Annotated in this window: 27 protein-coding genes and 2 tRNA genes; 11 read left to right on the top strand and 18 right to left on the bottom strand. The window is 61.7% G+C overall.

All coding sequences use genetic code 11. The annotated features are described in order from the left end of the window. Positions 1-237: 237 nt before the first annotated feature. The 5 genes from OCX61_RS25750 to OCX61_RS25730 form a co-directional block, all read right to left on the bottom strand. Positions 238-513, bottom strand: coding sequence for a hypothetical protein (locus OCX61_RS25750; RefSeq protein ID WP_261941902.1), 276 nt, complete (start codon positions 511-513; stop codon positions 238-240). After that, positions 510-1490 carry an integrase domain-containing protein gene (locus OCX61_RS25745; RefSeq protein WP_261941901.1) on the bottom strand — a complete coding sequence of 327 codons (981 nt, stop codon included), beginning with the start codon at positions 1488-1490 and terminating at the stop codon, positions 510-512. Before OCX61_RS25745 ends, OCX61_RS25750 begins: the two co-directional genes overlap by 4 nt. A gap of 905 nt (positions 1491-2395) precedes the next feature. Further along, the gene (locus tag OCX61_RS25740) at positions 2396-3718 is read right to left on the bottom strand and encodes a tyrosine-type recombinase/integrase (RefSeq protein WP_261941900.1); all 1323 of its coding nucleotides are present in this window, start codon (positions 3716-3718) and stop codon (positions 2396-2398) included. Positions 3719-3889: 171 nt separating this feature from the next. Further along, positions 3890-3965 (bottom strand) — tRNA-Thr (locus OCX61_RS25735). Between the two features lie 98 nt (positions 3966-4063). Beyond that, positions 4064-4312 (bottom strand): hypothetical protein, encoded by a 249-nt coding sequence (locus tag OCX61_RS25730; RefSeq protein WP_261941899.1) that lies wholly within the window; start codon positions 4310-4312, stop codon positions 4064-4066. 481 nt (positions 4313-4793) lie between these two features. Here OCX61_RS25730 and OCX61_RS25725 point away from each other — a divergent pair, with 481 nt between their 5' ends. Together OCX61_RS25725 and OCX61_RS25720 are read left to right on the top strand one after the other, a co-directional pair. Further along, complete coding sequence (locus OCX61_RS25725; protein ID WP_261941898.1) at positions 4794-5066, top strand: hypothetical protein; 273 nt, start codon at positions 4794-4796, stop codon at positions 5064-5066. Continuing rightward, complete coding sequence (locus OCX61_RS25720) at positions 5059-5331, top strand: DUF3077 domain-containing protein (RefSeq protein WP_261941897.1); 273 nt, start codon at positions 5059-5061, stop codon at positions 5329-5331. Before OCX61_RS25725 ends, OCX61_RS25720 begins: the two co-directional genes overlap by 8 nt. 292 nt (positions 5332-5623) lie before the next feature. Here OCX61_RS25720 and OCX61_RS25715 read toward each other — a convergent pair whose 3' ends face one another. The 5 genes from OCX61_RS25715 to OCX61_RS25695 all read right to left on the bottom strand — a co-directional run bounded on the left by OCX61_RS25715 (position 5624) and on the right by OCX61_RS25695 (position 9875). Then, positions 5624-6829: a methyltransferase gene (locus OCX61_RS25715; RefSeq protein ID WP_261941896.1), complete on the bottom strand. Its 1206-nt coding sequence runs from the start codon at positions 6827-6829 to the stop codon at positions 5624-5626. A gap of 73 nt (positions 6830-6902) precedes the next feature. Next, positions 6903-7592, bottom strand: a complete 690-nt coding sequence (locus OCX61_RS25710; RefSeq protein ID WP_261941895.1) for an ABC transporter permease — start codon at positions 7590-7592, stop codon at positions 6903-6905. After that, positions 7592-8284 (bottom strand): ABC transporter permease, encoded by a 693-nt coding sequence (locus OCX61_RS25705; RefSeq protein WP_085677909.1) that lies wholly within the window; start codon positions 8282-8284, stop codon positions 7592-7594. The genes OCX61_RS25710 and OCX61_RS25705 overlap by 1 nt, the downstream gene beginning before the upstream one ends. Positions 8285-8337: 53 nt before the next feature. Beyond that, the gene (locus OCX61_RS25700; RefSeq protein WP_261941894.1) at positions 8338-9090 is read right to left on the bottom strand and encodes an ABC transporter substrate-binding protein; all 753 of its coding nucleotides are present in this window, start codon (positions 9088-9090) and stop codon (positions 8338-8340) included. Between the two features lie 11 nt (positions 9091-9101). Further along, entirely contained in the window at positions 9102-9875 is a 774-nt protein-coding gene (locus OCX61_RS25695) for an ABC transporter ATP-binding protein (RefSeq protein ID WP_085677911.1), read from the bottom strand. 631 nt (positions 9876-10506) lie between these two features. On the opposite strand from OCX61_RS25695, the gene gabP reads away from it, so the two are divergent. Further along, positions 10507-11892 (top strand): GABA permease, encoded by a 1386-nt coding sequence (gabP, locus tag OCX61_RS25690; RefSeq protein WP_261941893.1) that lies wholly within the window; start codon positions 10507-10509, stop codon positions 11890-11892. Between the two features lie 229 nt (positions 11893-12121). On the opposite strand, the gene OCX61_RS25685 is transcribed toward gabP, so the two are convergent. Together OCX61_RS25685 and ppk2 are read right to left on the bottom strand one after the other, a co-directional pair. Beyond that, entirely contained in the window at positions 12122-12565 is a 444-nt protein-coding gene (locus OCX61_RS25685; protein ID WP_261941892.1) for a hypothetical protein, read from the bottom strand. A 170-nt stretch (positions 12566-12735) separates the two neighbouring features. After that, a complete protein-coding gene (gene ppk2 / locus OCX61_RS25680; RefSeq protein ID WP_261941891.1) occupies positions 12736-13725 on the bottom strand; it encodes a polyphosphate kinase 2 in 990 nt (329 codons plus the stop codon). Positions 13726-13908: 183 nt separating this feature from the next. Here ppk2 and OCX61_RS25675 point away from each other — a divergent pair, with 183 nt between their 5' ends. Together OCX61_RS25675 and OCX61_RS25670 are read left to right on the top strand one after the other, a co-directional pair. After that, entirely contained in the window at positions 13909-14187 is a 279-nt protein-coding gene (locus OCX61_RS25675; RefSeq protein WP_261944364.1) for a type II toxin-antitoxin system RelE/ParE family toxin, read from the top strand. A 9-nt stretch (positions 14188-14196) separates the two neighbouring features. Next, a complete protein-coding gene (locus tag OCX61_RS25670; protein WP_159412912.1) occupies positions 14197-14502 on the top strand; it encodes an addiction module antidote protein in 306 nt (101 codons plus the stop codon). Positions 14503-14636: 134 nt separating this feature from the next. Here the strand turns inward: OCX61_RS25670 and OCX61_RS25665 are convergent. The 4 genes from OCX61_RS25665 to OCX61_RS25650 form a co-directional block, all read right to left on the bottom strand. Then, a tRNA-Phe gene (locus OCX61_RS25665) sits at positions 14637-14712 on the bottom strand. A 90-nt stretch (positions 14713-14802) separates the two neighbouring features. After that, positions 14803-15075 (bottom strand): oxidative damage protection protein, encoded by a 273-nt coding sequence (locus OCX61_RS25660; protein ID WP_261941890.1) that lies wholly within the window; start codon positions 15073-15075, stop codon positions 14803-14805. Further along, positions 15072-16139, bottom strand: coding sequence for an A/G-specific adenine glycosylase (mutY, locus tag OCX61_RS25655; protein ID WP_261941889.1), 1068 nt, complete (start codon positions 16137-16139; stop codon positions 15072-15074). The genes OCX61_RS25660 and mutY overlap by 4 nt, the downstream gene beginning before the upstream one ends. Then, positions 16136-18373, bottom strand: coding sequence for an AsmA family protein (locus OCX61_RS25650; protein WP_261941888.1), 2238 nt, complete (start codon positions 18371-18373; stop codon positions 16136-16138). Before OCX61_RS25650 ends, mutY begins: the two co-directional genes overlap by 4 nt. Before the next feature lie 466 nt (positions 18374-18839). Here OCX61_RS25650 and OCX61_RS25645 point away from each other — a divergent pair, with 466 nt between their 5' ends. From OCX61_RS25645 to hisF, 6 genes are all read left to right on the top strand, one after another. Beyond that, the gene (locus OCX61_RS25645; RefSeq protein ID WP_261941887.1) at positions 18840-20501 is read left to right on the top strand and encodes an OFA family MFS transporter; all 1662 of its coding nucleotides are present in this window, start codon (positions 18840-18842) and stop codon (positions 20499-20501) included. Between the two features lie 170 nt (positions 20502-20671). After that, a complete protein-coding gene (gene hisB / locus OCX61_RS25640) occupies positions 20672-21265 on the top strand; it encodes an imidazoleglycerol-phosphate dehydratase HisB (RefSeq protein WP_027917570.1) in 594 nt (197 codons plus the stop codon). Further along, positions 21266-21904, top strand: coding sequence for an imidazole glycerol phosphate synthase subunit HisH (hisH, locus tag OCX61_RS25635; RefSeq protein WP_060512243.1), 639 nt, complete (start codon positions 21266-21268; stop codon positions 21902-21904). After that, complete coding sequence (locus OCX61_RS25630; protein WP_261941886.1) at positions 21904-22164, top strand: DUF2164 domain-containing protein; 261 nt, start codon at positions 21904-21906, stop codon at positions 22162-22164. The genes hisH and OCX61_RS25630 overlap by 1 nt, the downstream gene beginning before the upstream one ends. Positions 22165-22191: 27 nt before the next feature. Then, positions 22192-22929 carry a 1-(5-phosphoribosyl)-5-[(5-phosphoribosylamino)methylideneamino]imidazole-4-carboxamide isomerase gene (hisA, locus tag OCX61_RS25625; RefSeq protein WP_003255731.1) on the top strand — a complete coding sequence of 246 codons (738 nt, stop codon included), beginning with the start codon at positions 22192-22194 and terminating at the stop codon, positions 22927-22929. Positions 22930-22939: 10 nt separating this feature from the next. Next, positions 22940-23710: an imidazole glycerol phosphate synthase subunit HisF gene (gene hisF, locus OCX61_RS25620; protein ID WP_011536177.1), complete on the top strand. Its 771-nt coding sequence runs from the start codon at positions 22940-22942 to the stop codon at positions 23708-23710. A gap of 139 nt (positions 23711-23849) precedes the next feature. Here the strand turns inward: hisF and choV are convergent, their stop codons facing one another. Next, positions 23850-25028 (bottom strand): choline ABC transporter ATP-binding protein, encoded by a 1179-nt coding sequence (gene choV / locus OCX61_RS25615; protein ID WP_261941885.1) that lies wholly within the window; start codon positions 25026-25028, stop codon positions 23850-23852. Beyond that, positions 25025-25873, bottom strand: coding sequence for a choline ABC transporter permease subunit (gene choW / locus OCX61_RS25610; protein ID WP_177326675.1), 849 nt, complete (start codon positions 25871-25873; stop codon positions 25025-25027). Before choW ends, choV begins: the two co-directional genes overlap by 4 nt. Positions 25874-25926 lie beyond the last annotated feature (53 nt).

The following is a 25926-nucleotide window of genomic DNA, read 5'->3' as shown; positions in this document are numbered from 1 at the left end:
AAGGACCAAGCAGGAGTAGCACTGCAGATCACTAATGATGGCTAAAGGATTGCACGTGTGGAGATTAGGGCCCTTTACTAATAATTTTGCAACCTAGACAAGCTCCCCGGGCTAGCGCAGCTTGTCGAAGTAAACGCCCATTCGTGTGGTGATCGCGAGCCAGAAAGAGTCATCAGTCAGTGCCGGATGTCGGCTTTGGGCTGATTGCTGGTCGTGACTATTAGGATCAGGTTCCACTCAGAGGTTGAAAGTCCATGACGTTTCTAGACGTCGAGCGAGCAGCCGGACAGTGAGTAGATAGTAATATCGCGTCGTATCATTTCGGCCGGCGAGATAATGTTCAAGAAACCAAACTAAATGCTTTCGCTGCCATGCCCAGGGGGTCGCTCGCTGCCAGCGCTTTGCAATTTCATGCTGGATGGTCTTCGCCTGCCTCAAATGACGTTGCCGCGTAGCATGCGAACCAGTCAGTACCCCTGCCAAGAAAATCTCCATATCGAATGGCTTGCTCATCCCAGCCCTCCAATGTAGGAAGCGACCACATCGATTCGACCGTGCCCCAACTCATAGCTGATTTGCCTTCGGGCCTCACGATCTAGGTTCCTATCCGCCTGGCAACATACGCCGCCGTTGATAGGCGCAGGGTGTTGGGTGATTTGCTCATAGCGTTCACATGCGTACGCCGCTCGTAGCTCATGGAAGCCCTTGAGGTTGTGTTCATTCAGGATGTCCCGCGCCGGGCGGATGCTTTCTTGCAGAAGACTCAGGTAGCTTTCGTGTGGCGCAATCAGGTTGCGGCTACTTGCAGGCGACACTTGCCGTGCAAACTCAAGAGCACTTCGAACATTGTCGTTCACCGCAATCCAACGTGGCGCCGAGGCGCCAGCGCGGCCACCTTTGGTGCCGTCCTGGATGTTGATCCTGCCTAGGTCTTCAGCCTCACGGCTCAGCCGTGGCAGGTCAGCTAGGATGGCCTCACGCAAACGCATGCCGGTGGCTCGCGCCAACAGGACGATCGCGGCGGCTCGTAGCTGATGTTGGCTGCAAAGCGCATTGATGATCTGCTTGACCTGTTCACGGTTTTGGCCCTGTGGCATCGACTGGCGAACTCCGGTGCGCTGCACACCCAATGCCTTGCTCGGGCTTGGCAATTTCACGCATTGATCACCGCGAAGCGCTGCCATGGTCCTGTTAACACTGGATAGGCGGTTTTGTGCGGTGCTGACAGCAAGGTCACCGCGCCCAACCACGTCGCGCAGATACGCCGCATAGTCGGCCAACACTTTCCGATCAATCTGCCGCGCATCATTGATACCGGGCCCCTGTTCGGAGCGGCACCACTTCACGAATGCCTGCCACCGATCACTGTGCGCCTTGACCGTGCCGTAGTGGCCACCGCCAAACATGTCTTTCAGCGCTTGCGGCCCCGCGTAGCTCAACTGCCTGCCGTAGCCGAAATTACGGCCATCGCGTCTACCCACCAATGCCATATCGGTCACCTCATGTTCAGCTCTCCAGTCCTCGCCCCACGTCATCCCGCCAAGAATGCTGAGTGTTATCAGGGATCAAGGCCCCTGCGACCTGTGGGGATGTCCACTAACGCGGGACTGGCGGCTCTTTACGACCGGGAGCTTGGGCACCTCATGACCTGGCCTCCTGAACACTTCCGAGGAAGTGGGCGGGTGGGGGCTGCATCGGCTGACGAAACCAACGCCGCGAGATCCTGAGTCAGGTAAAAGCAGTGATGCGATGACCGGGGCATGCCTGACTGTCAGTCAGGTGCAGTCCATTCCTTTGGCTGCGGCACCATCATCTGCATCGCTGTTGCTGGTGACTTCGGTGTTTGTCACGCCGATTGTCACGAGGGGGAATGCCGCAAAGCCTTGTACGAGTTGGGCTGCAGCAGCGGTAGGAGCGCCCGTCTCTTTCCGGGAGAAAGAGACGGGCGCAGGTTGGCGCACAGGAATGGCCAAGCGGATAGGTTGCTGCAGGGCAGCTATGAAAGGGGATGAGTTGCCGCAGTGGGCACACTGGTAAAAGTAGGCATCCATCACATCGCTGTGATCGTGCGAGCCGCCGGACGCTAATCGCACTTTGGGAGAACCACCACCGCGTGGCGTAGCCTTAAAGGTTCTGGCTACCTGGGTTGCTGTCAACGACAGCGCTTTGCCCGATCTTTTCTACGCCTGTGGATAATTTGGGTCAAGGCTCGAATTTTCGGGAATTCTGCGGCTGTGGATGAAATTATCCACCGGTGGAAATCAGTGGTTTTCCACAGATAGTTGCGTGGGCTTTAGATTTTTAAGTGAGGTCCATCCAAGCAGGGCGGCTTTGCAGCCCCGCTTGGATGGACCCGCGTGGACAAGCGGATCACTGAGATATGAAGGCTGGGCGCTTACTCAATTGCGCCACGTTTTGCTTTTAGGCGAGTGACGTTCGCTCCGGTCTGATTGGCGAATTCGTGTGGAGTGACATGCTCCTGCCGGTTGGCCTCCAGATACCGACTCCACCAGTTCATGATTAGCCTGCGCTCCTCGATGAACTCTGCCTTGTGAATGTAAGCGGCGCGGACGTTGTTGCGTTCCTTGTGGCTCATCTGCCGTTCAATGGCTGTCTCCGACCACAATCCTGATTCGATCAGTGCGCTGCAGGCCATCGAACGAAAGCCATGGCCGCAGATCTCGGTTTTGGTGTCGTAGCCCATCTTTCGAAGCGCGCTGTTCACCGTGTTTTCAGACATGGGTTTCCAGGGCTTGGTATCGCCTGCAAACACCAGGTCGAATTTACCGGTGAGGACGTGGATCTGTTCAAGCAGGGCCACGGCTTGCGGCGATAAGGGTACAAGATGGATATCCCCGGCCATTTTTGTACCCCTTGTGGAAAAGGGGACGCCGTCCAACGCGGGACGGGTGTCGGGAATCTCCCAGGTGCCGCGCTTGAGGTCAAATTCGTTCCAACGGGCAAAGCGCAGTTCACTGGAGCGGACAAACACATGCAGCGAGAGCATGGCCGTCAGCCGGGTAAGTACGCGGCCGTTATAACCCTCAATGCGCTCCTGCAATTCAGGCAGGCGCGATAAGGGTAACGCTGGGCGGTGAACAACCCTCGGGGCTTTGATCAAACCTTCAAGGTCGGAGGCAGGGTTTGCCGCGATCTGTCGAGCACGTTTCGCCTCGCGCATGATGCTTTGCAGGTAGTTTTGTACCCTTAAAGCGACGTCAATCGTGCCACGCTTCTGGATCGCTTCCAGAGGTTGCATCAGGTCATGGGTGTCCAGATCGACAATAGAGCGAGCGCCGATCAGCGGGAAGACATGGGTTTTGAGGCGGCTCAGGACGGTCTTGGCATGGCCTGGAGCCCATTTGGCAGACATCGCTTTGTGCCAGTCCAGTGCGGCGCTTTCAAAGGTTCGGCCTTTGATTGCAGCCTGCGTCTTGGCTTGGTGTTTGGTCTCTATGGGGTCGATGCCTTTCGCCAGCATCCGTTTGACCTCTAGGCGCTTGTTGCGCGCATCGGCGAGTCCGACCACGGGGTAGCTGCCGAACGAGGTTAGTCCTTCGCGTCCATCAGGTTTGACATACCTGAGACGCCAGCCTTTACGGCCATTGGGTTGGACTAGAAGGTAGAGGCCGTCGCCGTCGAAAAGCTTGTAGGCGCGGTCGGTGGGCTTGGCTGAGCGGCAAGCCGAATCGGAGAGTGGAGCAGTGGTGCGCGACATAAGGGTACTCCCCCTTTATCGAATTACCTTACCCCTAACACTACCCCTAAAACGGTTGGAATCCACCAGTTTCTGACGGAAATCGATGGAACGCCAAAACGAAAAAACCCGCCAGAAGGCGGGGTTTTCGGGGGTTCCAGAGATGTTGAAAGCTTTCTATGGAACCTTGGATGGTGCCGGCACCAGGAATCGAACCCGGGACCTACTGATTACAAGTCAGTTGCTCTACCATCTGAGCTATACCGGCAATGGGGCGTCATTATAACGATCGGTTGGCGCCTGTAAACCACTTCCTTGCGATTCTGCGCAAATGAGCTAAGTCACCGGCCTGAAAGGAGAATTTTCTTACCAGCCGCGGTGGATAGTGTTGACGTTCGGCTCGGTTTTTCCAGGGTTGAAAAACAGCTTGTCGTTGTCGCAGCCGCGCTTGCGGCAGGGGCTTTCGACGCGCAGGGGCAGGCCGTTGTCGCCGCCCAGCTGCATGCCTGGAGTGTTCCAGTCCAGGTTGCTGGCAGGGTGTGGGGCAGGGCTGTTGCTGCAGGCGCCCAAGGTCAGGGCGAAGGCCAGCAGGGCAAGGGGTTTGGTGTAGGTCACGATGGTGTAGTCCGTTAGTCCATTGTCGAATCTGGCGCAACGCCAGACGGTCGCAGGGCTGGCGGGCAGCGTGCGACGTAGCTTTTTAATGATTTGGGGCGTGGATGATACACCGTCGGGCCTCTTCGCGGGTGAACCCGCTCCCACAGAGACCGTGGTGATTTTGTGAGGGATTTCTGAACTTGAGACCAAATGCTTCAGGACTCGGGTACTTGGGAATTATCCTACGCGGCTAGTCGACCCTTCTCTGTTGGCGGGGAAGTGGCCCAGGGATAACGTTCCTGGGTTGCCAATTCCTGGTGACCGGGTGTGAGAAACCCGACAAGGAGTTATTCGGCTGGTCCGTTATGGCGGTCGTACGCGGGCAGGCTTCGGCCTGGCCGAGCTTTGTAGCTCCCTCGGTTTTCTCACCCCGTGTACGACTGCCACCTGAATCCGTGAGAAAGGTCCATGTGGTGGTTCCATTCAAGGAGCTGCTGTCATGAAAAAAATCGTTCCTGATCCACCCCATCTTCTAATCCAAACGCCGTACTTCTCCGTCCACAGCGATATCTCCCCCGAAGATGCCATCACCCACGGCGCCGAGCTTATCCGCGGCGTCGCCGAAACCATCGATGAACATTGCCGTCTCCACGCCGGCGAGCCCGGTTTGAACACGCTGGCCAATGCCGCCTACGCGGCCGATTCGGCATTGATCCTGTTCCAGCATGCACTGGCGACCTTGAGCGATGAAAAGGGGGCAGCACATGAGTGAGGCCGTTGAAACCATCGTCACCGCAGGTGTGCAGACCTTCCTGGAAGCCGGTAACCCAACAGTCGATCTGTTGCGCGTGCAGCCGGGTATCCCGATCGACCATGCCTACGAGCATGTGTCGGTGTTGCTCGGCTATATCAAGCACCTTGTGCGCGAGGGGGACGCGGAGGACGACCACAAGCTATTAGGCGCTGCCGACTATTTGCTGGCCCTGGCCAAGGCGCTGATGGATGACATCGAATTGGGCAAGAACAAGGCGCATTGATTCGAGGGCCATTCGCGAGCAAGCCCGCTCCCACAGAGGATGCAATGAAAGTCGCATTTCTGGGCACTTCTGTGGGAGCTGTTGCCTAATCGAAATTTTGTTTATACACAAGAGGCATTGTCGCCGTGCGCGAAAGGCATGCCGCCAGCGCATACCGCCGGTCTTTGCGCAAACACCTGTTTTTACTGGGCTTGAGGCGGATGCCGGAATAAGCCAAACGCTTGAAATAGCCCTTGGATCCATCCATTCATCAAAAGCTTGTTCACAGAGTTATCCACAGGTTGTGCTGCGGCTAACGGTCACGCTCGGCCAGCAGCAGCAGGTTGCGGGGTGTGAGCGGGTAATCGCAGAAGGTGCCCAGGCGAACGTCGTAGCTCTGTTCTTCGAGGAACAGGGCGCGGTCGAGCACCAGCCACAGTTCCAGCGGGCGGCGGAACAGGTTGCGCAGGCGCTCGAGGTTGCGCACTTCGGCCAGGCGGCGCCAGCCAGCGGCCTCCAGCGCGGCCCAGTCCGGTTGGCCAGTCAGCTCGACCTTGCGCAGGTCGGCCAGCTCACGGCAATACTGTTCGAAAGGTTTGTCCAGCCAGGCGATCGGCAGCGAAGGGGTGGACAGGTATTCATCGCACCGGCGCTGTTCGCGCTGCAGCAGGTCGAAGCCCAGGCGCCGGGCCATGGAGCAGTCACGTTGCTGGCGCACGCGGGCACTGGCGGTGACGGCTTCGTTCAGTGGCAGGCCGAGGTCGATCATGCTCAGTTGCAGTGGCGAGCGCTGCGCGGCTGTGGACAACGGCTGGTAGCGCTCGCCGGGGATGCGGTTGTAGCAGCAAGGGGCCACGGCCAGGTGGCGGCAGCCTTGCTGGCTGGCCTGGCGCAACAGGTGCACGTGCAGTTCGCCGCAGGCGTGCAGGGCGACAACGCTTTTCTCCTGGTTCAGGTGCTGGGTACTGCAGGCGGCCATCACATCCTGGTGTATGTGTGTCGCGGGCAGCTGATGGTGATCGCTCAGGGCCTGGCCGGCAGCGACCAGCTCGGGGTTGTACTCCAGGCAGGTCAGCTGCTGGCCGGGTTGCAGCAGGCGGCGGCCGAGGTGGCCTTTGCCGGAACACCAGTCGAGCCAATGACGGGTCTGTTGGCGAAAGCCCAGGCGGCGGCTGAAGGCTTCGATCTGTTGCCATTTGCGGCCCGGGACGTTGACGTCGAGGCGGTGTCCGGCGCTGGGCAGGCCGGTGTCGGGGAGCTCGCCCAGTGCCGACAACTGCGCAGCTTGCGCGGCCAGTTGCGGGAACGGGGCCGGCAGGCCTTGCGGGTCGATGTCGGCTTCGGCATCGGCCAGGGTGCATTGGCGCAGGTGAGCGGAGAGTGCGGCGTATTCGGTTTCCCAGTCCAGGCGCAGGGCGGTGAATGGCCGGGGTTTCCACAGCGGCTGGTGCTCGATCAGGAACTGGTCGAGGGCCTGGAAGCGGTCGTGCAACTGGTGGCTGTGGAGGTAGGTGGACATGGGGCAGGGCTTGAGGTGTGGGGTGTTTTCGAGGGCCTCTTCGCGGGCTTACCCGCGAAGAGGCCAGTAGGGTTCAGCGGCCCTGGCTGGCGTCTACGCGCAACCAGCGCTCCAGCAGCTTGAAGCCTTGCACCAGCACGAACGAGATCACCAGGTAGAACACCCCGGCAGCGAAGAAGATCTCCACCGGCAGGTAGGTCCGGGCGATGATGGTACGGGCCATGCCGGTCAGTTCCAGCAGGGTCACGGTACTGGCCAGGGCGCTGGCCTTGAGCATCAGGATCACTTCGTTGCTGTAGGCCGGCAGGCCGATGCGCGAGGCGCGTGGCAGCATGATGTAGAACAGCGTCTTGCCGCGCGACATGCCCAGCGCCCGTGCTGCTTCGATCTCACCTTTGGGGATCGACTGCAGCGCCCCGCGCAGGATCTCGGCGATGTAGGCGGCAGTGTGCAGGGTCATGGTCAGCACGGTGCACCAGAACGGATCGCGCAGGTACGGCCACAGCGAGCTGGCGCGCACCGCGTCGAACTGCGCCAGGCCGTAGTAGACCAGGAACAACTGCACCAGCAGGGGCGTGCCACGGAAGAAGAAGATGTAGCTGAACGGCACGGCGCGCACGTACCAGTGGCGCGAGGAGCGGGCGATGCCCAGCGGGATGGCCAGGATCAGCCCGGCGACCACGGCAATGGCCACCAGCTCCAGGGTCAGGGTCGCACCCTGGGCCAGGCGCGGCAGCCACTTGATGATGACTTCCCAATTCATTATTCGGCCCTCGCAAAGCCGCGAGCGGCGCGTTTTTCCATGAAGTGCATGCCAGTCATGGCGATGATGGTCAGGCTCAGGTAGATGCAGGCGGCGACCATGTAGAAGGTGAACGGCTCCTTGGTAACGGTCACGCCGATCTGTGCGTGGCGCATGATTTCTTCCAGGCCGATCACCGACACCAGCGCGGTGTCCTTCATCAGGATCATGAACAGGTTGCCCAGGCCCGGCAGGGCGATGCGCCACATCTGCGGCAGGATGATCCGCGACAGGATGCGGCCCTTGGACAGGCCCAGCGCCAGGCCGGCCTCACGGTGGCCCTTGGGGATCGCCAGGATCGCGCCACGGAACACTTCAGTGGCGTAGGCGCCGAAGCACAGGCCCAGGGCAATGACGCCCGCAGCAAAGGCGCTCAGCTCCAGGCCAGGCATGTTCAGGGCTTCGCCGAGGCTGTTCATCAGGCCGACGGTGCCGAAGTAGATAAGCAGGACCCAGAGCAGTTCGGGCACGCCGCGCACCAGGGTCGAGTAGAAGCCACCAAGCCATTGCAATGGCTTGATCGAGGAAGTCTTGGCCAGGGCGCCGAGCAGGCCCAGGACCAGCCCCAGCAGCAGGGCGCAAAGCGCCAGTTTTACGGTCATCAGGGTGCCGGCCATCATGGCCGGACCGAATCCGTGCAGGTCGATATTCATGGGCAGGTCATTCTAGGGACTTGCGCGCCGCAAGGGCGCGCAGGTCAAGCGGATCATTCGATGCTGAATGGGAAGTACTTGTCGTTGATCTTCTTGTACGTGCCGTCGGCCTTGATTTCTGCCAGGGCCTTGTTCAGCTTCTCGCGCAGCGGGTCACCCTTGCGCACGGCGATGCCGATCTTGTCGCTGTCGACCACAGGCTCGCCCTTGAACTCGAAGTTCATGCCGTCCTTGCTCTTGAGCCACTCGTACTGCACGTACTTGTCGGCCAGGATGCCGTCGATGCGGCCGGAGACCAGGTCCAGGTAGGCGTTTTCCTGGGTGTCGTACAGTTTGATCTCTACGTCGTTGCCGTAGTTGTCTTCCAGCCAGGTGCCCGCCAGGGTGGCGCGCTGGGTGCCGATCACCTTGCCCTTGAGCGAAGCCTTGTCGGTCTTGAAGTCGACGTTCTTCGGCGCGATGAACTGCAGCTTGTTGGAGTAGTACGGGTCAGTGAAATCGACAGCCTGCTTGCGCTCGTCGGTGATCGACAGCGACGACACCAGGAAGTCGAACTTCTTGGCGTTCAGGGCCGGGATGATGCCGTCCCAGTCGGAGGTTACTACCGAGCATTCGGTCTTCATCTTGGCGCACAGGGCGTCGCCGATGTCCTTGTCGAAGCCGACGACGTTACCGCTGGCGTCCTTGTTGTTGAACGGTGGGTAGGCGGCTTCGATACCCATGCGCAGTTTTTCCGCGGCCATGGCGTTTGCCGACATCACCAGGGTGGCAGCGGCTGCCAGGAGGAACTTCTTGTAAGTGTGCATGTATTGCTCCGTTAGCGGTGGCTGGACATGAATTGCTTGCAACGCGCCGAGGTCGGGTTTTCGAAGACCTGCTGCGGCGATCCTTGCTCTTCAACCAGGCCCTGGTGCAGGAAGACCACTTCACTGGACACCTGGCGGGCAAAGTTCATCTCGTGCGTCACCAGCAGCATGGTACGGCCTTCTTCGGCCAGTGCGCGGATAACGTTAAGCACTTCCTGGACCATTTCCGGATCGAGCGCCGAGGTCGGCTCGTCGAACAGGATGACCTTGGGCTTCATGGCCAAGGTGCGGGCGATGGCAGCACGCTGTTGCTGGCCACCGGAAAGCTGGGCGGGGTAGCTGTGGCGCTTGTCGTAGATGCCAACCTTGTTCAGCAGCGCTTCGGCGGCTTCGATGGCCTCGGCCTTGCTCTGGCCGAGCACGCGGCGTGGCGCCTCGATGATGTTGTCGAGGATCGACATGTGTGGCCACAGGTTGAAGTTCTGGAAGACGAAGCCGATCTCGCTGCGCAGGCGGTTGATCTGGCGGTTGTCGGCGGCGATCAGGTCGCCGTTCTTGGCGGCCTTGAGCTTGAGGCTTTCGCCGGCAACGAGGATTTCGCCCTGGTGCGGGTTTTCCAACAGGTTGATGCAGCGCAGCAGGGTGGACTTGCCGGAGCCAGACGACCCCAGGATGGAGATCACGTCACCGTCGCGCGCGGTCAGCGAAATGCCCTTGAGAATTTCCTGCTCGCCGTAGCGTTTGTGCAGATTGCGGATTTCCAGCGCGGGCGTGGCCTGGGCCATGTGCGGTCCTCATGTGATCGGGTGCGTTCCCAGCTGTTGGCGGCCTTCCTGGCGAGCGCCAAGCTAGCATAGCGGTAATGTGACGGCCAACAGGGGCGCAGGGGCTCAAGGCCTTGCCGGGGCAGTTTGTCGCATCGCTGCAGCGCAACGTCGCGCAGATGTCCGCAATGCGGCTCTCCCAGCTCCATAGCCTTGATGAAAAAAGGCGCGATGGTGCCAGCTTTGCGCAGTGGTTGGAAGCGCTTTTGGCCCGGCAATGATGAAACCTGCCGCAACGGGTGCGACTTGGGGTGGTGCCCGAGGGGTATTCGGGTTGTACCGCTGGGTTGCACTTTTGTGCGTTGCACTGGTGCAAAGGTGTTACCGGGGAGCACCTTTGGTGCGTTTGTAAGTGGGTATTTCCGTAATCCGGACTTGGCATGGAGATTTGGCGTCCTTTCGGTCAGAGGTTGGCCGAATGCCCTGCAACCCGCGCCGTTTACAGGTCGTGGTATCAATCTGACGAATGTATTCAGAATGTGGCGCGCTTATTGCCAGTTGGAAACCGCCGATTGCAGTGACGCCTAGGTCAACCCCAGGCGCGCTCTGGTTCCGCAGTCGGAGTGGTCCACTCCTTACAAAGGTAGTTTTAATGAGCGGTAACAATTCCAATGACCTCGCTCAGGGGCTCAAACAACGGCATGTCACCATGCTGTCCATTGCTGGCGTTATCGGCGCCGGTCTGTTCGTTGGTTCTGGCCATGCCATCGCAGCTGCCGGCCCGGCCGTGCTGCTGGCCTACGCCGCCGCCGGTACCCTTGTGGTATTAGTGATGCGCATGCTCGGCGAAATGGCGATCGCCTCGCCGGATACGGGATCGTTCTCTACCTACGCCGACCGCGCCATTGGCCGTTGGGCCGGTTTCACCATTGGCTGGTTGTACTGGTGGTTCTGGGTGCTGGTCATCCCGTTGGAGGCCAACGCCGCCGCGGCCATCCTCCACGCCTGGTTCCCGTCCGTGGACCTGTGGGCCTTCTCCCTCCTTATTACCCTGGCGCTGACCCTGACCAACCTGTGCAGCGTCAAGAACTACGGTGAGTTCGAGTTCTGGTTTGCCCTGCTCAAGGTGCTGGCGATCATCGGCTTCATCGTCGTCGGCTGCATCGCCATGTTCGGCTTCGTGCCAAGCAGCCAGGTGAGCGGTGCTGCGCACCTGTTCGATACCCAGGGCTTCATGCCTAACGGCCTGGGCGCGGTGCTGGCGGCCATGCTGACCACCATGTTCTCGTTCATGGGTACCGAAATCGTCACCATCGCGGCGGCCGAATCGAAAGACCCAGGCAAGCAGATCAGCCGTGCCACCAACTCGGTGATCTGGCGTATCTGCCTGTTCTATCTGGTGTCGATCTTCCTGGTTGTGGCCCTGGTGCCGTGGAACGACCCGGCGCTGGCCGAAGTCGGCTCCTACCAGACCGTGCTCAGCCGCATTGGCGTGCCGAACGCCAAGCTGATCGTCGACATCGTCGTTCTGGTCGCCGTGACCAGTTGCCTGAACTCGGCGCTGTATACCTCGTCGCGCATGCTGTTCTCGCTGAGCAAGCGTGGCGACGCCCCGGCCATCGCCCAGCGCACCACCAAGGCGGCGACTCCGCATGTGGCCGTGCTGCTGTCGACCGCTGCCGCGTTCCTCTGCGTGTTCGCCAACTACGTGGCCCCGGCCCAGGTGTTCGAGTTCCTGCTGGCCAGCTCCGGCGCCATTGCGCTGCTGGTGTACCTGGTGATTGCCGTGTCGCAGCTGCGCATGCGCAGCCAGCGTGAAGCCCGTGGCGAGAAGATCGCCTTCAAGATGTGGCTGTTCCCGGGCCTGACCTGGGCGACCATCGCTTTCATCGTTGCTGTGCTGGCGGTGATGGCGCTGCGTGAAGACCACCGTGCCGAAATCATCGCGACTGCACTGCTGAGTATTGGTGTGGTGGCGGCGGGCTTGCTGGTGCACCGCAAGCGTGAAGCTGCCGGGCGGGTGGCGCTGGACAACTGATCCGCGCTGCTTGAAATGAAAAGGCCGCGTCCTGTGCAGGGCGCGGCCTTTTTTATTGCCTGTGCGGGCCTCTTCGCGGGGCAAGCCCGCTCCCACAGGTTAAGCACAGGCCTGAGGGTGGCGCGGCCCCTGTGGGAGCAACTGTCTTGCTCAATTTCTAAAGTCTGGCGCGGCCCCTGTGGGAGCGGGCTTGTCCCGCGAAAGGGCCGGAGCAGGTTATGCGGCCGGTTCAGCCAAACTGCTTCTGCTGCTGTTGCTGCTTGGCCACCAGTTCGGATGCCGCGATATAGGCTTCCTGGAATTCATCGCTTTCCAGCCAGGCCATGGTGGTGTCTTCGTCGGCGCCGTCGAGCCAGGTGCGGTAGGCGTTGAATACCAGCACGATGTAGTCGGTGGCGTGCTCTTCCTTGTGGCCCTTGAGTACCAGGGCCAGCAGCGGGTCGACCAGGAATACCGAGATCATCGCCACCAGGCTGGTTTCCTGGGCGGTTTTCATCTTCGCGAACAGCTCTTTGTAGCTGTCGGTCTCCATGGCCTTGTTGAATACTTGCTCGATGCTGGCGCTGTCACCGGCGCTGGCCTTGACCGCCTGGCCGCTGCGCACCATGCGGTTCTGCTTGGCCTTGCTGGCGGCGCGCTTGGCGCGTTTCTGTTGTTTGGAAGTGGTGGCCATGGCTCATCCTGGGGGTGTGGCTGAAAAGTGCGCGTATTGAAGCGCAGTTGCCCGGGAAACCCAAGTGTTGCTGAAAGGGGCCGCTGTGCGGCCCATCGCCGGGCAGGCCAGCTCCCATGCTTGTGGGAGCCGCGCTTGCCGGCGATGGGCTGCACAGCAGCCCCGGCTATCTAACTGGCTACCACCGCCGGCTCATCCTCCTCGAACCCTCGCGATGCCCGGCCGACCAGCAGCTCATCCGGCGCATGCGCCACACGGTGGTCCTTGCCCGGGTAATCCAGCGAATGCAGGAAATGCCTGATGCAGTTGATCCGCGCACGCTTCTTGTCATCGGACTTGATCACCGTCCACGGCGCATCGGCGGTGTCGGTATGGAAGAACATCGCTTCCTTGGCGGCGGTGTAGTCCTCCCACTTGTCCAGTGACTTGATGTCGATGGGCGACAGCTTCCAATGCTTGAGCGGGTCGTCCCGGCGCGAGATGAAGCGGCGCAGCTGCTCTTCGCGGTTCACCGAGAACCAGTACTTGAACAGCAGGATGCCGCTGTTGCACAGCATTCGCTCAAGGTCCGGTGCCTGGCGCATGAATTCCAGGTACTGCAGTGGTGAGCAGAAACCCATCACCTTCTCGACCCCGGCGCGGTTGTACCAGGAGCGGTCGAAGAAGACCATTTCACCCGCCGTGGGCAGGTGCTGGATATAACGCTGGAAGTACCACTGCCCCAGTTCCTGCTCGGAGGGCTTCTCCAGTGCGACGATCCGTGCGCCCCTCGGATTCAGGTGTTCCATGAAGCGCTTGATGGTGCCACCCTTGCCGGCCGCATCACGCCCCTCGAACAGGATCACCACGCGCTGGCCGGTTTCCTTCACCCAGCTTTGCACCTTTAGCAGTTCGATCTGCAGCGCATGCTTGGCCTTCTCGTAATCCTGGCGGCGCAGACGGGTGCGGTACGGGTAGCTGGCCGGCAGGCGCGCCGAGGTGCTGTCTTCGTTACTGCCTTTCGGTGCGCTGGCCACTTCCAGCGCGGCCGGGGCCTGGCTGACCTGGGTGATGGAGGGTTCAGGTTTGCGTTGGCGAGGGCGGCGCGTGCGGGGTGCGGCAGGGGCGGGGGAAGAGGATTCGCCGGGGGCGGGGAGCAGGAGGGTGGCTTCTTCGCTCATGGAGGTCCTTGCGAGGTTGGGTCGAATGTCCACTTTTGATTGTGAGTTTGGGTGGGGGAGAAGTCGTTGATGCTGATCAATGCCGGTGGGCGGAGGATGTGGCGCTGCGCATTCAAATAGTTTGAAACACGTCCAGATTGATGTAGTGTGAACTACGGTTTACATTTTTCCCATGCACACACTATTACAAACCGACAGCTACAGAAGTGGTTCGCCGCGTTGCGGGATGCTCGTGCACAGGCTCGTATCAATGTGCGCTTGCGGTGGGTCGAGCTTGGCGTGATTGGGGACTGTAAGCCGGTAGGTGAAGGAGTGTCCGAGATGCGGATCGATTACGGTCCGGGCTATCGGGTGTATTTCGTTCAGCGAGGCTACGAGGTGATCATCCTTCTGGCGGGTGGCGACAAGTCCACTCAGGCCAGGGATATCAGATCAGCCCTCAAGCTGGCACGCGAGCTTTAGGAGGCCGCCATGACTGATACCAAACTGACCAAGTGGGATGCCGCAGATCACCTCAAGACAGAGGAAGACATGGCTCTGTACCTCGAGGCCTGCCTTGAAGAAAACGATCCAGTGCTGCTTGCCGCTGCCTTGGGCGATATCGCGCGTGCTCGTGGCATGGCACAGCTGGCGCGTGATACGGGCCTGACTCGCGAAGGGTTATACAAAGCCTTGTCGGCGGAGGGTAACCCTAGCCTGGCGACCATCATGAAAGTGATGGCGGCGCTCGGCCTGAGGTTACATGCCGAGGTGGTATCTCCGCGAACTGCGGGGTAGGGCTTGAGGTGCGGGGTGGCAGCTACCGATGCTGCTCATCCTAAAAGCAAAAAATGCAGACAACAAAAAACCCGCACTAGGCGGGTTTCTTGTTGTCGCTTCGGGTAACTTTGCAACCACCAGAAGCTTGAAGGTGGTGCCCAGAGACGGAGTCGAACCGCCGACACGAGGATTTTCAATCCTCTGCTCTACCGACTGAGCTATCTGGGCGACGAGGTGAATTAAATAGATTTTCTGACGGCCCGTCAACGACTTTTTGAAAAAATTTTAAATTAATTCCGTCGCTTACGATTCGTGGGGTCATTCGGCGGGTGGAACGTAGCCTTCCGCCTGGGCGTATTCCTCGCCCGCGAAAAACTTGTCCATCTCGTCCTGGAGGAACTTGCGGTCCTCGCCGTTCATCATGTTCAGGCGTTTTTCGTTGATCAGCATGGTCTGGTGTTTCTTCCAGTCTTCCCAGGCTTTCTCCGAGATGTGGTCGAAGATGTCCTGGCCCTTGGCGCCGGGATAAGGCGGGCGGGGCAGGCCTGGGAGTTCTTCTTTGTACTTGCGGCACATCACGGTGCGGGTCATCGGGCTTCTCCTGCAATCAGTTCGTCGGCCGCGCGTTTGAGCAGCTTCTTGACCGGGGCGGCGAGGCCCAGGCGCGGCGGGGTGGCGAGGTTATACCAGAGCCAGTCGGCCTCGGCCACGTGCTGGCCGACCGGGTCGACGCGCACCAGCCAGGGCTCGATCGCCAGCTGGAAGTGGCTGAAGGTGTGGGTCAGGCCGTCCAGCGCGCGGCTGTCGGCCAGGCGCAGGCCGTGCTGGTAGGCGAGGTCGTCGAGCTGGGCGATATCGTCCAGCTCCGGCAGGCTCCACAAGCCGCCCCACAGGCCGCTGGATGGGCGTCGGTAAAGCAGGATGGCGCCTTCGTGGTTGGCCAGCAACGGCATCAGCGTGCGCCGCTGGGGCAGCGCCTTGCGTGGCTTGGGCTCGGGGTAGCGGGTTTCTTCGCCGTGCAGGTGCGCTTCGCAGCCGCGCTGCAACGGGCAGATCAGGCAGCTGGGCTTGCTGCGCGTGCACAGCGTCGCGCCCATGTCCATCATCGCCTGGGTGTAGTGGTTGGCCCGCTGCTGTGGGGTAAAGCGCTCGGCGGTGGCCCACAGCTGGTTGGCCACCTTGGGCTCGCCGGGGTAGCCGGCCTGGGCGGTGTAGCGTGCCAGCACGCGCTTGACGTTGCCGTCGAGGATCGGCGCGCGGATGCCCATGCTGATGCTGGCGATGGCGCCGGCGGTGGAGCGGCCGATGCCCGGCAGTTCGGTGAGTTGTTCGACGCTGCGCGGGAATTCGCCACCATGCTGTTCGACGACGATCTTCGCCGCCTTCTGCAGGTTGCGTGCGCGGGTGTAGTAGCCAAGGCCCGTCCACAGGTGCAGCACTTCATCCTCCGGCGCGTCAGCCAGGGCCTGCACGGTCGGCAGGGCCTGCATGAAGCGGTCGAAGTAGTTGAGCACGGTGCTGACCTGGGTCTGCTGCAGCATGATTTCCGAAACCCATACCCGGTATGGGGTGATGCCCTGTTGCCAGGGCAAGTCGTGGCGACCGTGCTGGTCGTACCAGTCCAGCACGGCGCTGGAGAACTGCGTGGGGGTCATCGCTTGAACAGCCCCTTGAGCGCGTCTTTCAATTCTGGGCTCACTTTCTCTCCGAGTTTTTCATCGATCTTGTCTTTCAGGCGGTTGCCGGCCAGCTTGGCCGCCACCTTGCCCAGGCCGTCCTGGTCCAGGCGACAGGCTTTGGCGCCGAGCTCCAGCGGGCCACGGCAGCGCAGCGGCACTTCCACGCCCGCGAAACGTTCGTTGACCTGGCACGCCGGGTCGGGCATCGCACGCTGGTCGCCTTCGACGATCACGCCGACGTTGTAGTCCATGCCCAGCACGCGCAGGTCGAGATCGCCATGGCCGTTGACGGTCAGGCCCGGGATGCGTGCCTTGAGGTCCGGGTTGCTGGCTACGCCATTGCGAATCACCAGGCTGCCGCGCAGTTCTTCGAACGGGGTGTCCTTGCCACGAGGCTCGCCACTCAGGGTTTTGCGGTTGAGGGTGGCGATGGCCTGGCAGAGTTGCTGTTCCAGGTTGGCGTTGACCAGTACACCGTCGTTGATGGTGAAGTTTGCGCTGCCATTGAGGGTGTCGACCAGTGCCTTCTGGCTGTTGCCGGTGGCGGTCAGATCACTGGCCAGGGTCAGCAGGCCCTTGACCGGCGGCGTCTGCTCCTTGCCTTCGGCCTTGATGAAGTGCTCGACCGGTACCCGGTTGATCCTGGTGTTGATACCGATCTGCGGCACGGCAGGGCGCACGTCGACGTTGCCCTTGGCTTCGAAGGTGCCGTTGTAGAGGCCGCCGCGCAGGGCCTGCAAGGTCAGCAGGCCGCCCTGGCCGGTGGCCTGCAGCTGGGCGTCACTGATCGGCAGTTTGTCCAGGGTCAGCGAGCCGAAGGCCAGGTCGGCTTGCAGGTCGAGCACGCGCAGGCGGTCGACCGGCAACAGCTTGTCGTCGCTCCAGGCCACCTGGGTCGGGGCGTTGGGCAGCGGTGTGCTGCCGGCACCGGCCACGGCGGTGGCTTCCTGTTGCTGGACCTCGGCCTGGCGGGCGGCGGTGGCGCCCTTGGCCTGTTCGCTCTTGGCTGGCATGTAGCGATCAGCGTCGAACCTGTCGCCTTTGAGCTGCAGGCGCAGGGCCTGCTTGGCGAAGTCTTCGATGGCGACGCGGCCGGTGAAGGTGCTGTCGTCCAGCTTCAAGGCAAGGTCGGCCAAGGTCAGGCTGGTCGGCGTGCCTTGCAGGCGGGTGACCAACTCCAGCTTGTCGAACGCGGCCGGGTCCTGGGTGGCGGGCAGCGGGTGGCCGATGCCGTCGAGGAAGGTGCGCAGGTTGAACTGGGCGATGGACAGGCCGCCGCTCAGTTGCGGTGCCTTGTCGAGGTCGCGCAGGTTCAGCTCGCCGAGGGCGCGCAGTTGGTTGGCCGAAACTTTCAGGCCGTTCCACGAGGCCACGTTGGCCCCCATGTCGACCAGCAGCTGGCCCTGGGCACCGAAGGTGACAGTCTTGCCACCTGTAGGTTCGCCCGACGTTTCGCCGGTCAGGCGCATGTCTTCGAAGTTGTAGCGCTTGAGCTTGCGGTCGAAGCGCAGTTCGCCTGCCAGCTCGGTGCGGGCCTTGATGGCCGGCTGGCTGGCGCTGAGGAAGGCGCTGGCCTTGACGGCGATATTGGTGCCTTCGTGGACCGGGCCAGTGCTCAGCTGGATGCTTTCGGCGCTGTAGCTCTGGCCGCTCCTGGCATCGGTGTAGTAAACCCGGGCGTTATTCACGGTCAGGCTGTCGATGTCCAGTTTGACCGCGCGCTCACTGCTGCTTTCAGCAGGTTTTGCGGGTTGCTCGGCAGGTGCCTGGGCCGGGGCATTGGCAGCGCCTTCGGTCGGAGCCGGTAGCGGCTTGCCGATGTCTTCCCAGTTGCCGTGGCCGTTCTCGTCACGTGCCAGGGTCAGGTTGAGCCCTTCGACGCGCACATCGCTCATCTGCACTTCGCGGCGCAGCAATGGCAGCACACGTACCGAGAGGCCGAGCATCTGCAGGTCGGCGAAGGGTTCCTTGGGTTTGGTCAGGGTGGCGATGCTGGCTTCGTGCAGCTCCAGGCCCAGCCAGGGGAACAGGCTCCAGCCGATGTCGCCATTGAGGGTCAGCTCGACGTGGGCCTTGTCACGTGCCAACTGGCGGATCTCGTCTTTGTAGTCGTTGGGATCGAAGAGGTGGGTCAGGGCGAAGCCCAGCGCCACGATGATCAGCAGCAACCCGAGAAGCCCCAGTCCCAGGATTTTGCCGAACGCTTTCATGGGCGAGTCCTTGTAGTCCGTAGTGTGAATTCCGAACGGCTGAGTATAGCGCCGCATGGGTGGGCCCTGCGTATTCGACTAGCGATGCAGGACATTTCCGATGATTGCGGGATTCGACCGTTGTGGTTTCGGCAGTTCCATTTGTGCTGGATGCTTCGCGGGTAAACCCGCTCCCACAGGATCTGCCCAGCTCTCGAACGCTGTGCTGTACCTGTGGGAGCGGGCTTGCCCGCGAAGAGACCAGTGCAGACGGCGCAGAAATACCGTTTCAGCTGCGCGAAAAATAACGATATCAAATTGCTTTCATGTCATCTGCGAGCTGGTACCCTTGTGCCGCTTTGCGGAGCGGCCGCGACCCATTGTCGCGGGCCGTTACCCAGGGACAAGGCCAGTTCGCCCTGCGTGCGAGAACAAGAGCCTGGGACGCTATCCGCCAGCACTGTCTACCTACAAAAGGATCGAATCCATGAGCAGTACAATCGCGGCAGGGGGGCTGGCCAGCGCGCCGAGCTTCCTGTCCAAGGAGCGCATCATCGCCCGCCCGGGCTTCAACCGCTGGCTGGTCCCGCCAGCCGCCCTGGCCATTCACCTGTGCATCGGCATGGCCTATGGCTTCTCGGTATTCTGGCTGCCACTGTCGCAAGCCATCGGCATTACCGCGCCTGTCGCTTGTTCGGCAGACATGGGCTTCATCGCCCGCATGTTCAGCGCCGAATGCGACTGGCCGATCTCGATGCTGAGCTGGATCTACACCCTGTTCTTCGTCTTCCTCGGCTGCTCGGCAGCGGTGCTGGGTGGCTGGCTGGAACACGCCGGCCCACGCAAGGCTGGCCTGGTTTCAGCGCTGTGCTGGTGTGGCGGCATGCTGATCTCGGCGATCGGCGTGAAGACCCACCAGCTGTGGCTGATGTGGCTGGGTTCCGGGGTGATCGGCGGTATCGGCCTGGGCCTGGGCTACATTTCGCCGGTTTCGACCCTGATCAAATGGTTCCCGGACAAGCGCGGCATGGCCACTGGCATGGCGATCATGGGCTTCGGTGGTGGCGCGATGGTTGGCGCACCGCTGGCTACCGCGCTGATGGGCCACTTCGGCAACGCGCAGGAAGTGGGCGTGTGGCAGAGCTTCGTCGCCATGGCTGCGATCTATTTCGTGTTCATGACGGCCGGTGCCCTGGCTTACCGTGTGCCGCCGACCGGCTGGAAGCCTGAAGGTTGGACCGCCCCGGCGAAGAAAGTCGGCAACGGCATGGTCACCGATCGCCACGTGCATGTCAGCGTCGCCTGGAAGACCCCGCAGTTCGCCTTGGTCTGGCTGGTGCTGTGCCTGAACGTCTCGGCCGGTATCGGCATCCTGGGCATGGCCTCGCCGCTGCTGCAGGAGGTGTTCGCCGGCAAGCTGCTGGGCAACGAGCTGAGCTTCAGTGAGTTGAACGCGGCGCAACTGGCGCAGATCGCCGCCATTGCTGCCGGATTCACCGGTCTGTTGAGCCTGTTCAACATCGGTGGCCGCTTCTTCTGGGCGTCGTTCTCCGACTACATCGGCCGCAAGAACACCTACTTCGCCTTCTTCGCCCTGGGCGTCGGCCTCTACAGCCTGGTACCGAACATGGGCCACCTGGGTAACGTGGCGCTGTTCGTGGCGGCGTTCTGCATCATCCTGTCGATGTATGGCGGTGGCTTCTCCACCGTGCCGGCGTACCTGGCCGACCTGTTCGGCACGCAGATGGTCGGTGCCATCCACGGTCGCCTGCTGACCGCCTGGGCCGCAGCCGGCGTGCTGGGCCCGGTGCTGATCACCTATCTGCGCGAGTACCAGCTGGCGGCGGGTGTGGAGCGTGCAGCGGCATACGACATGACCTTGTATATCCTTGCCGGCCTGCTGGTGCTGGGCTTCGTCTGCAACCTGCTGATCCGTCCGGTGGCCGACAAGTACTTCATGACCGATGCCGAACTGGCTGCCGAGCGTGCGTTGAGCCACGACAAAGGCGCTGACGGTGCCCGTTCCCTGGAGTGGCACGCCGCGCCGGGCAGCCTGCCGCTGGTGCTGCTGGCCTGGGCTGTGGTGGTTGTGCCGCTGGCCTGGGGGGTGTGGATTACCCTGCAGAAGACGGCTGTGCTGTTCCATTGATGTAACTGCTTTGGGGCTGCGAAGCAGCCCCAATTACCTGGTTGTATAGACCTGTAGGGCCGTCCGCCCCCGCAATTCCTTGCCATGCCATATGTCATCCGCGTTTCAAGCGGGCGCGTTCTGGGCCTATAATGGAACCCTTTTCGCCCAATGATTTTGCGGAGCTGGTGATGGTCGAACGTAAGGCTTCCGTCGAGCGCAATACCCTGGAAACCCAGGTCAAGTGCTCGATCAACCTCGATGGCAGTGGCAAGGCCCGATTCGATATCGGTGTGCCTTTCCTTGAACACATGCTGGACCAGATCGCCCGCCATGGGCTGATTGATCTGGATATCGAGTGCAAGGGTGACCTGCATATCGACGATCACCATACCGTCGAAGACGTCGGTATCACGCTGGGCATGGCATTCGCCCAGGCCATCGGCGACAAGAAAGGCATCTTCCGCTACGGCCACGCCTACGTGCCGCTGGACGAAGCGCTGTCGCGCGTGGTCATCGACTTCTCCGGCCGCCCAGGCCTGCAGATGCATGTGCCCTACACCCGCGCCACCGTTGGTGGCTTCGATGTCGACCTGTTCCAGGAATTCTTCCAGGGCTTCGTCAACCACGCCCTGGTGACCCTGCACATCGACAACCTGCGTGGCCACAACACCCACCACCAGATCGAAACCGTGTTCAAGGCTTTCGGCCGCGCCCTGCGCATGGCCGTGACCCTCGATGAGCGCATGGCCGGGCAGATGCCGTCGACCAAAGGGTGCCTGTAAATGCAGACGGTAGCCGTAATCGATTATGGCATGGGCAACCTGCACTCGGTGGCCAAGGCGCTCGAGCACGTCGGCGCCGGCAAGGTGCTGGTCACCAGCGACGCCGCAGTGATCCGCGAGGCTGACCGCGTGGTGTTCCCAGGCGTGGGTGCGATCCGCGACTGCATGGCCGAAATCCGCCGCCTGGGCTTCGACAGCCTGGTCCGCGAAGTGAGCCAGGACCGCCCGTTCCTCGGCATCTGCGTCGGCATGCAGGCGCTGCTCGACCACAGCGAAGAGAACGACGGTGTCGACTGCATCGGCCTGTTCCCTGGCCAGGTGCGCTTCTTCGGCAAAGACCTGAAAGAAGACGGCGAGCACCTGAAGGTGCCGCACATGGGCTGGAACGAAGTCAGCCAGACCATCGACCACCCGCTGTGGCACGACATTTCCGACCGTGCGCGTTTCTACTTCGTGCACAGCTACTACATCAATGCCGGCAAGCCAGGCCAGGTGGTCGGCCGTGGCCACTATGGCGTCGATTTCGCCGCCGCGCTGGCCGATGGCTCGCGCTTTGCCGTGCAGTTCCACCCGGAGAAGAGCCATACCCATGGCCTGCAGCTGCTGCAGAACTTCGTCGCCTGGGACGGGCGCTGGTAATGAGCCGTTCGAAGACCAAGGCCCCGGTCATCACCCTGGCCCCCGAAGAGGAACACGAGGCGCTCGACACGCTCAAGCGCTTTCTCGAAGACCGCTTCGAGCTGGAGCTTGGGTCATTCGAGGTGGCCGAGGTCCTCGAACTGTTCAGCAAAGAAATTGCACCCCATTACTACAACAGGGCGATTGCCGATGTTCAGCTGCACCTCAAGGAGCGGTTCGAGAGCATCGAAAGCGATCTGTGGGCGCTCGAGAAGCCCTGAAACCCTAAGAACAGACAGGTTCCCAAGATGCTGATTATCCCCGCTATCGATCTGAAGGACGGTGCCTGCGTGCGCCTGCGCCAGGGCCGCATGGAAGACTCCACGGTATTTTCCGACGACCCGGTGAGCATGGCCGCCAAGTGGGTCGAAGGTGGCTGCCGCCGCCTGCACCTGGTCGACCTCAACGGCGCCTTCGAAGGCCAGCCGGTCAACGGTGAAGTGGTCACCGCCATCGCCAAGCGCTACCCGAACCTGCCGATCCAGATCGGCGGCGGCATCCGCTCGCTGGAAACCATCGAGCACTACGTCAAGGCTGGCGTCAGCTACGTGATCATCGGCACCAAGGCGGTCAAGCAGCCTGAGTTCGTCGCCGAGGCGTGCAAGGCCTTCCCGGGCAAGGTCATCGTCGGCCTGGACGCGAAAGACGGTTTCGTCGCCACCGACGGCTGGGCCGAGGTCAGCTCGGTGCAGGTCATCGACCTGGCCAAGCGTTTCGAGGCTGATGGCGTCTCGGCGATCGTTTACACCGACATCGCCAAGGACGGCATGATGCAGGGCTGCAACGTGCCGTTCACCAAGGCCCTGGCCGAAGCCACACGCATTCCAGTGATCGCTTCCGGTGGCATCCACAACCTGGGCGACATCAAGGCCCTGCTGGACGCCAAGGCCCCAGGCATCATCGGCGCCATCACCGGCCGTGCCATCTACGAAGGCACCCTCGATGTTGCCGAGGCCCAGGCCTTCTGCGACAACTACCAAGGCTGAGGACTGAACCATGGCACTGGCCAAGCGCATCATCCCTTGCCTGGACGTGGACAACGGCCGGGTGGTCAAGGGCGTCAAGTTCGAGAACATCCGTGATGCCGGCGACCCGGTGGAAATCGCCCGTCGCTACAACGAGCAGGGTGCCGACGAAATCACCTTCCTCGACATCACTGCCAGCGTCGACGGCCGCGACACCACCCTGCATACCGTCGAACGCATGGCCAGCCAGGTGTTCATCCCGCTGACCGTGGGCGGTGGCGTGCGCACCGTGCAGGACATCCGCAACCTGCTCAATGCCGGTGCCGACAAGGTTTCGATCAACACCGCCGCTGTGTTCAACCCGGAGTTCGTCGGCGAGGCGGCGGACCGTTTCGGTTCGCAGTGCATCGTCGTCGCCATCGACGCCAAGAAGGTGTCCGGGCCGGGTGAAGCGCCGCGCTGGGAGATCTTTACCCACGGCGGGCGCAAGCCGACCGGGCTGGATGCCGTCGAGTGGGCGAAGAAGATGGAAGGGCTGGGGGCCGGGGAGATCCTGCTGACCAGCATGGACCAGGACGGCATGAAGAACGGCTTCGACCTGGGCGTGACCCGCGCCATCAGCGATGCGCTGGGGATTCCGGTGATTGCCTCGGGTGGTGTGGGTAACCTGCAGCACCTGGCTGACGGGATTCTGGAAGGGCATGCCAGTGCGGTGCTGGCGGCCAGCATCTTCCACTTTGGCGAGTACACGGTGCCTGAGGCCAAGGCCTACATGGCTTCGCGCGGTATCGTCGTTCGCTGAACCATTGATTGGGGCTGCTTTGCAGCCCATTCGCGGGGCAAGCCCGCTCCCACAAGTCCTCCACCGACCTCAAATGTGGTGAATTACCTGTGGGAGCGGGCTTGTCCCGCGAATGGGGCGCGAAGCGGCCCCAACGATTTCAGCCGTGGGTCTTGCCGAGCAGTGCGTGGTAGAGCTCGGTATCCCCAAGAATCCCCACCACCTTGTCGTTTTCCTGCAGCACCAGCTTGTTGCCCGTCTGGTAACGAATCTGCAGCGCCTCGCGCATGCCAATGTCGGCATGCACCAGCGTCGGCTTGCGCCCAAGCCCTTCCACAGCCTGCCCCGGCGCCCAGTTCTGCATGTCCAGCCCGTTCTGCCCCTGGCGTGCGCGCTTGAGCGAGCCACCTTCGCCCAGGTCCAGCCACGAATCGATACCCGGGTCCAGGCACACCGAGCCGTTGACCCGCTTGCAGTTGTCCAGGCTGCGCATCAGGCTGCGTCCGCACAGCACGTTCAACGGGTTGGTGTGGGCGACGAAGGTACGCACGTACTCGTCGGCCGGGTTCAGCACGATCTCTTCCGGCTTGCTGTACTGGATGATCCGCCCGTCTTTCATGATGGCGATGCGGCTGCCCAGCTTCAGGGCCTCGTCGAGGTCGTGGCTGACGAACACGATGGTCTTGCTCAGCTTGGCCTGCAAGCCCAGCAACTCGTCTTGCAGACCCTGGCGGATCAGCGGGTCGAGGGCCGAGAACGGTTCGTCCATCAGCAGGATGTCGGCATCCATCGCCAGCGCCCGGGCCAGGCCCACACGCTGCTGCATGCCGCCGGAGAGTTCGTCCGGCTTCTTGTTACGCCATTGGGTCAGGCCGACCAGTTCGAGCTTCTCATCGACCAGCTTGCGCCGTTCCTTTTCCGGGCGACCCTGCATTTCCAGGCCGAAGCTGATGTTTTCGCGCACCGTCAGCCACGGCATCAGGGCGAACTTCTGGAACACCATGGCGATGCGCTTGGTGCGCATCATCTTCAGTTCTGCCGGGGTGCAGTGGGCGATATCGATGTGCTTGCCTTCATGCTCGACGAACAGCTTGCCGCGGCTCACGGTGTTGAGGCCGTTGATGCAGCGCAGCAGGCTCGACTTGCCCGAGCCGGACAGGCCCATCAGCACGCAGATCTCGCCTTTCTTGATATCCAGATTGGCCTTTTCCACACCGACCACCAGGCCGGTCTGCTTGAGGATCTGCTCGCGGGTCTGGCCCTTGTCCAGCAACGCCAGCGCTTCGCGCGGCTTGTTGGAGAAAATGACGTCGACGTCTTCGAATCGAATGATGCTCATGCCTCACCCCTTACCGGCAGTTCCGGTTGCTTGCAGATACGGTCGAGCATGATCGCCAGCAGCACGATCGCCAGGCCCGCTTCGAAGCCCAAGGAGATATCGGCGGTGTTCAGTGCGTTGACCACAGGTTTACCCAGGCCATCGGCGCCCACCAGGGCGGCAATCACCACCATCGACAGCGACAGCATGATGCACTGGGTGACGCCGGCGGCGATGCTTGGCATCGCGTGCGGCAGTTCGATACGGGTGAGCAGCTGGCGGCGCGAGCAGCCAAAGGCCTTGCCGGCGTCCATCAGCTCTTGCGGCACGTCGCAGATGCCCAGATAGGTGAGGCGGATTGGCGCGGCGATGGCGAACACCACCGTCGAGATCAGCCCCGGCACCACGCCCAGGCCGAACAGGGTAAGGGTCGGGATCAGGTAGACGAAGGTCGGCACCGTCTGCATCAGGTCGAGCACCGGGCGCATGGCGGTGTAGAACATCGGCTTGTGCGCGGCGACGATACCCAGCGGCACGCCGATGGCCACGCAGACCACGGTGGCGAAGGTCACCTGGGCCAGGGTCTCCATGGTTTCCTGCCAGTACCCCAGGTTGAGGATCAGCAGGAAGGAGAGGGCGACGAATGCGGTCAGCGCCCACTTGCGTTGAATGAGATGCGCCAGGGCGGCGAACAGGGCGATGAGCACGAACGGGTTGAAGAAGGTCAGGGTACTGGTGACGCCATGGATCATGAACTCCAGGCCTCGGGCAATGGCGTCGAAATAGTTCGCGCCATTCTGGGTCAGCCATTCGACGAACGACGCGATGTACTGACCCAGGGGTATTTTCTGATCGATAAGCATGATAGCGAGCTTCCACCTGCAAAGATTGAAATCAGTCCGGGGCGGGCACGGTCCCG

It is taken from the genome of Pseudomonas sp. LRP2-20, assembly GCF_024349685.1.
In the GTDB taxonomy this organism is placed as follows: Bacteria; Pseudomonadota; Gammaproteobacteria; order Pseudomonadales; family Pseudomonadaceae; genus Aquipseudomonas.
This window is presented reverse-complemented; position numbering and strand designations above follow the sequence as displayed.

Coding starts and splice junctions, on each gene's coding strand:
- OCX61_RS25750 (WP_261941902.1), bottom strand. CDS start 513: ATGAGCAAGCCATTCGATATGGAGATTTTCTTGGCAGGGGTACTGACT.
- OCX61_RS25745 (WP_261941901.1), bottom strand. CDS start 1,490: ATGGCATTGGTGGGTAGACGCGATGGCCGTAATTTCGGCTACGGCAGG.
- OCX61_RS25740 (WP_261941900.1), bottom strand. CDS start 3,718: ATGTCGCGCACCACTGCTCCACTCTCCGATTCGGCTTGCCGCTCAGCC.
- OCX61_RS25725 (WP_261941898.1), top strand. CDS start 4,794: ATGAAAAAAATCGTTCCTGATCCACCCCATCTTCTAATCCAAACGCCG.
- OCX61_RS25720 (WP_261941897.1), top strand. CDS start 5,059: ATGAGTGAGGCCGTTGAAACCATCGTCACCGCAGGTGTGCAGACCTTC.
- OCX61_RS25715 (WP_261941896.1), bottom strand. CDS start 6,829: ATGTCCACCTACCTCCACAGCCACCAGTTGCACGACCGCTTCCAGGCC.
- OCX61_RS25710 (WP_261941895.1), bottom strand. CDS start 7,592: ATGAATTGGGAAGTCATCATCAAGTGGCTGCCGCGCCTGGCCCAGGGT.
- OCX61_RS25705 (WP_085677909.1), bottom strand. CDS start 8,284: ATGAATATCGACCTGCACGGATTCGGTCCGGCCATGATGGCCGGCACC.
- OCX61_RS25700 (WP_261941894.1), bottom strand. CDS start 9,090: ATGCACACTTACAAGAAGTTCCTCCTGGCAGCCGCTGCCACCCTGGTG.
- OCX61_RS25695 (WP_085677911.1), bottom strand. CDS start 9,875: ATGGCCCAGGCCACGCCCGCGCTGGAAATCCGCAATCTGCACAAACGC.
- gabP (WP_261941893.1), top strand. CDS start 10,507: ATGAGCGGTAACAATTCCAATGACCTCGCTCAGGGGCTCAAACAACGG.
- OCX61_RS25685 (WP_261941892.1), bottom strand. CDS start 12,565: ATGGCCACCACTTCCAAACAACAGAAACGCGCCAAGCGCGCCGCCAGC.
- ppk2 (WP_261941891.1), bottom strand. CDS start 13,725: ATGAGCGAAGAAGCCACCCTCCTGCTCCCCGCCCCCGGCGAATCCTCT.
- OCX61_RS25670 (WP_159412912.1), top strand. CDS start 14,197: ATGACTGATACCAAACTGACCAAGTGGGATGCCGCAGATCACCTCAAG.
- OCX61_RS25660 (WP_261941890.1), bottom strand. CDS start 15,075: ATGACCCGCACCGTGATGTGCCGCAAGTACAAAGAAGAACTCCCAGGC.
- mutY (WP_261941889.1), bottom strand. CDS start 16,139: ATGACCCCCACGCAGTTCTCCAGCGCCGTGCTGGACTGGTACGACCAG.
- OCX61_RS25650 (WP_261941888.1), bottom strand. CDS start 18,373: ATGAAAGCGTTCGGCAAAATCCTGGGACTGGGGCTTCTCGGGTTGCTG.
- OCX61_RS25645 (WP_261941887.1), top strand. CDS start 18,840: ATGAGCAGTACAATCGCGGCAGGGGGGCTGGCCAGCGCGCCGAGCTTC.
- hisB (WP_027917570.1), top strand. CDS start 20,672: ATGGTCGAACGTAAGGCTTCCGTCGAGCGCAATACCCTGGAAACCCAG.
- hisH (WP_060512243.1), top strand. CDS start 21,266: ATGCAGACGGTAGCCGTAATCGATTATGGCATGGGCAACCTGCACTCG.
- OCX61_RS25630 (WP_261941886.1), top strand. CDS start 21,904: ATGAGCCGTTCGAAGACCAAGGCCCCGGTCATCACCCTGGCCCCCGAA.
- hisA (WP_003255731.1), top strand. CDS start 22,192: ATGCTGATTATCCCCGCTATCGATCTGAAGGACGGTGCCTGCGTGCGC.
- hisF (WP_011536177.1), top strand. CDS start 22,940: ATGGCACTGGCCAAGCGCATCATCCCTTGCCTGGACGTGGACAACGGC.
- choV (WP_261941885.1), bottom strand. CDS start 25,028: ATGAGCATCATTCGATTCGAAGACGTCGACGTCATTTTCTCCAACAAG.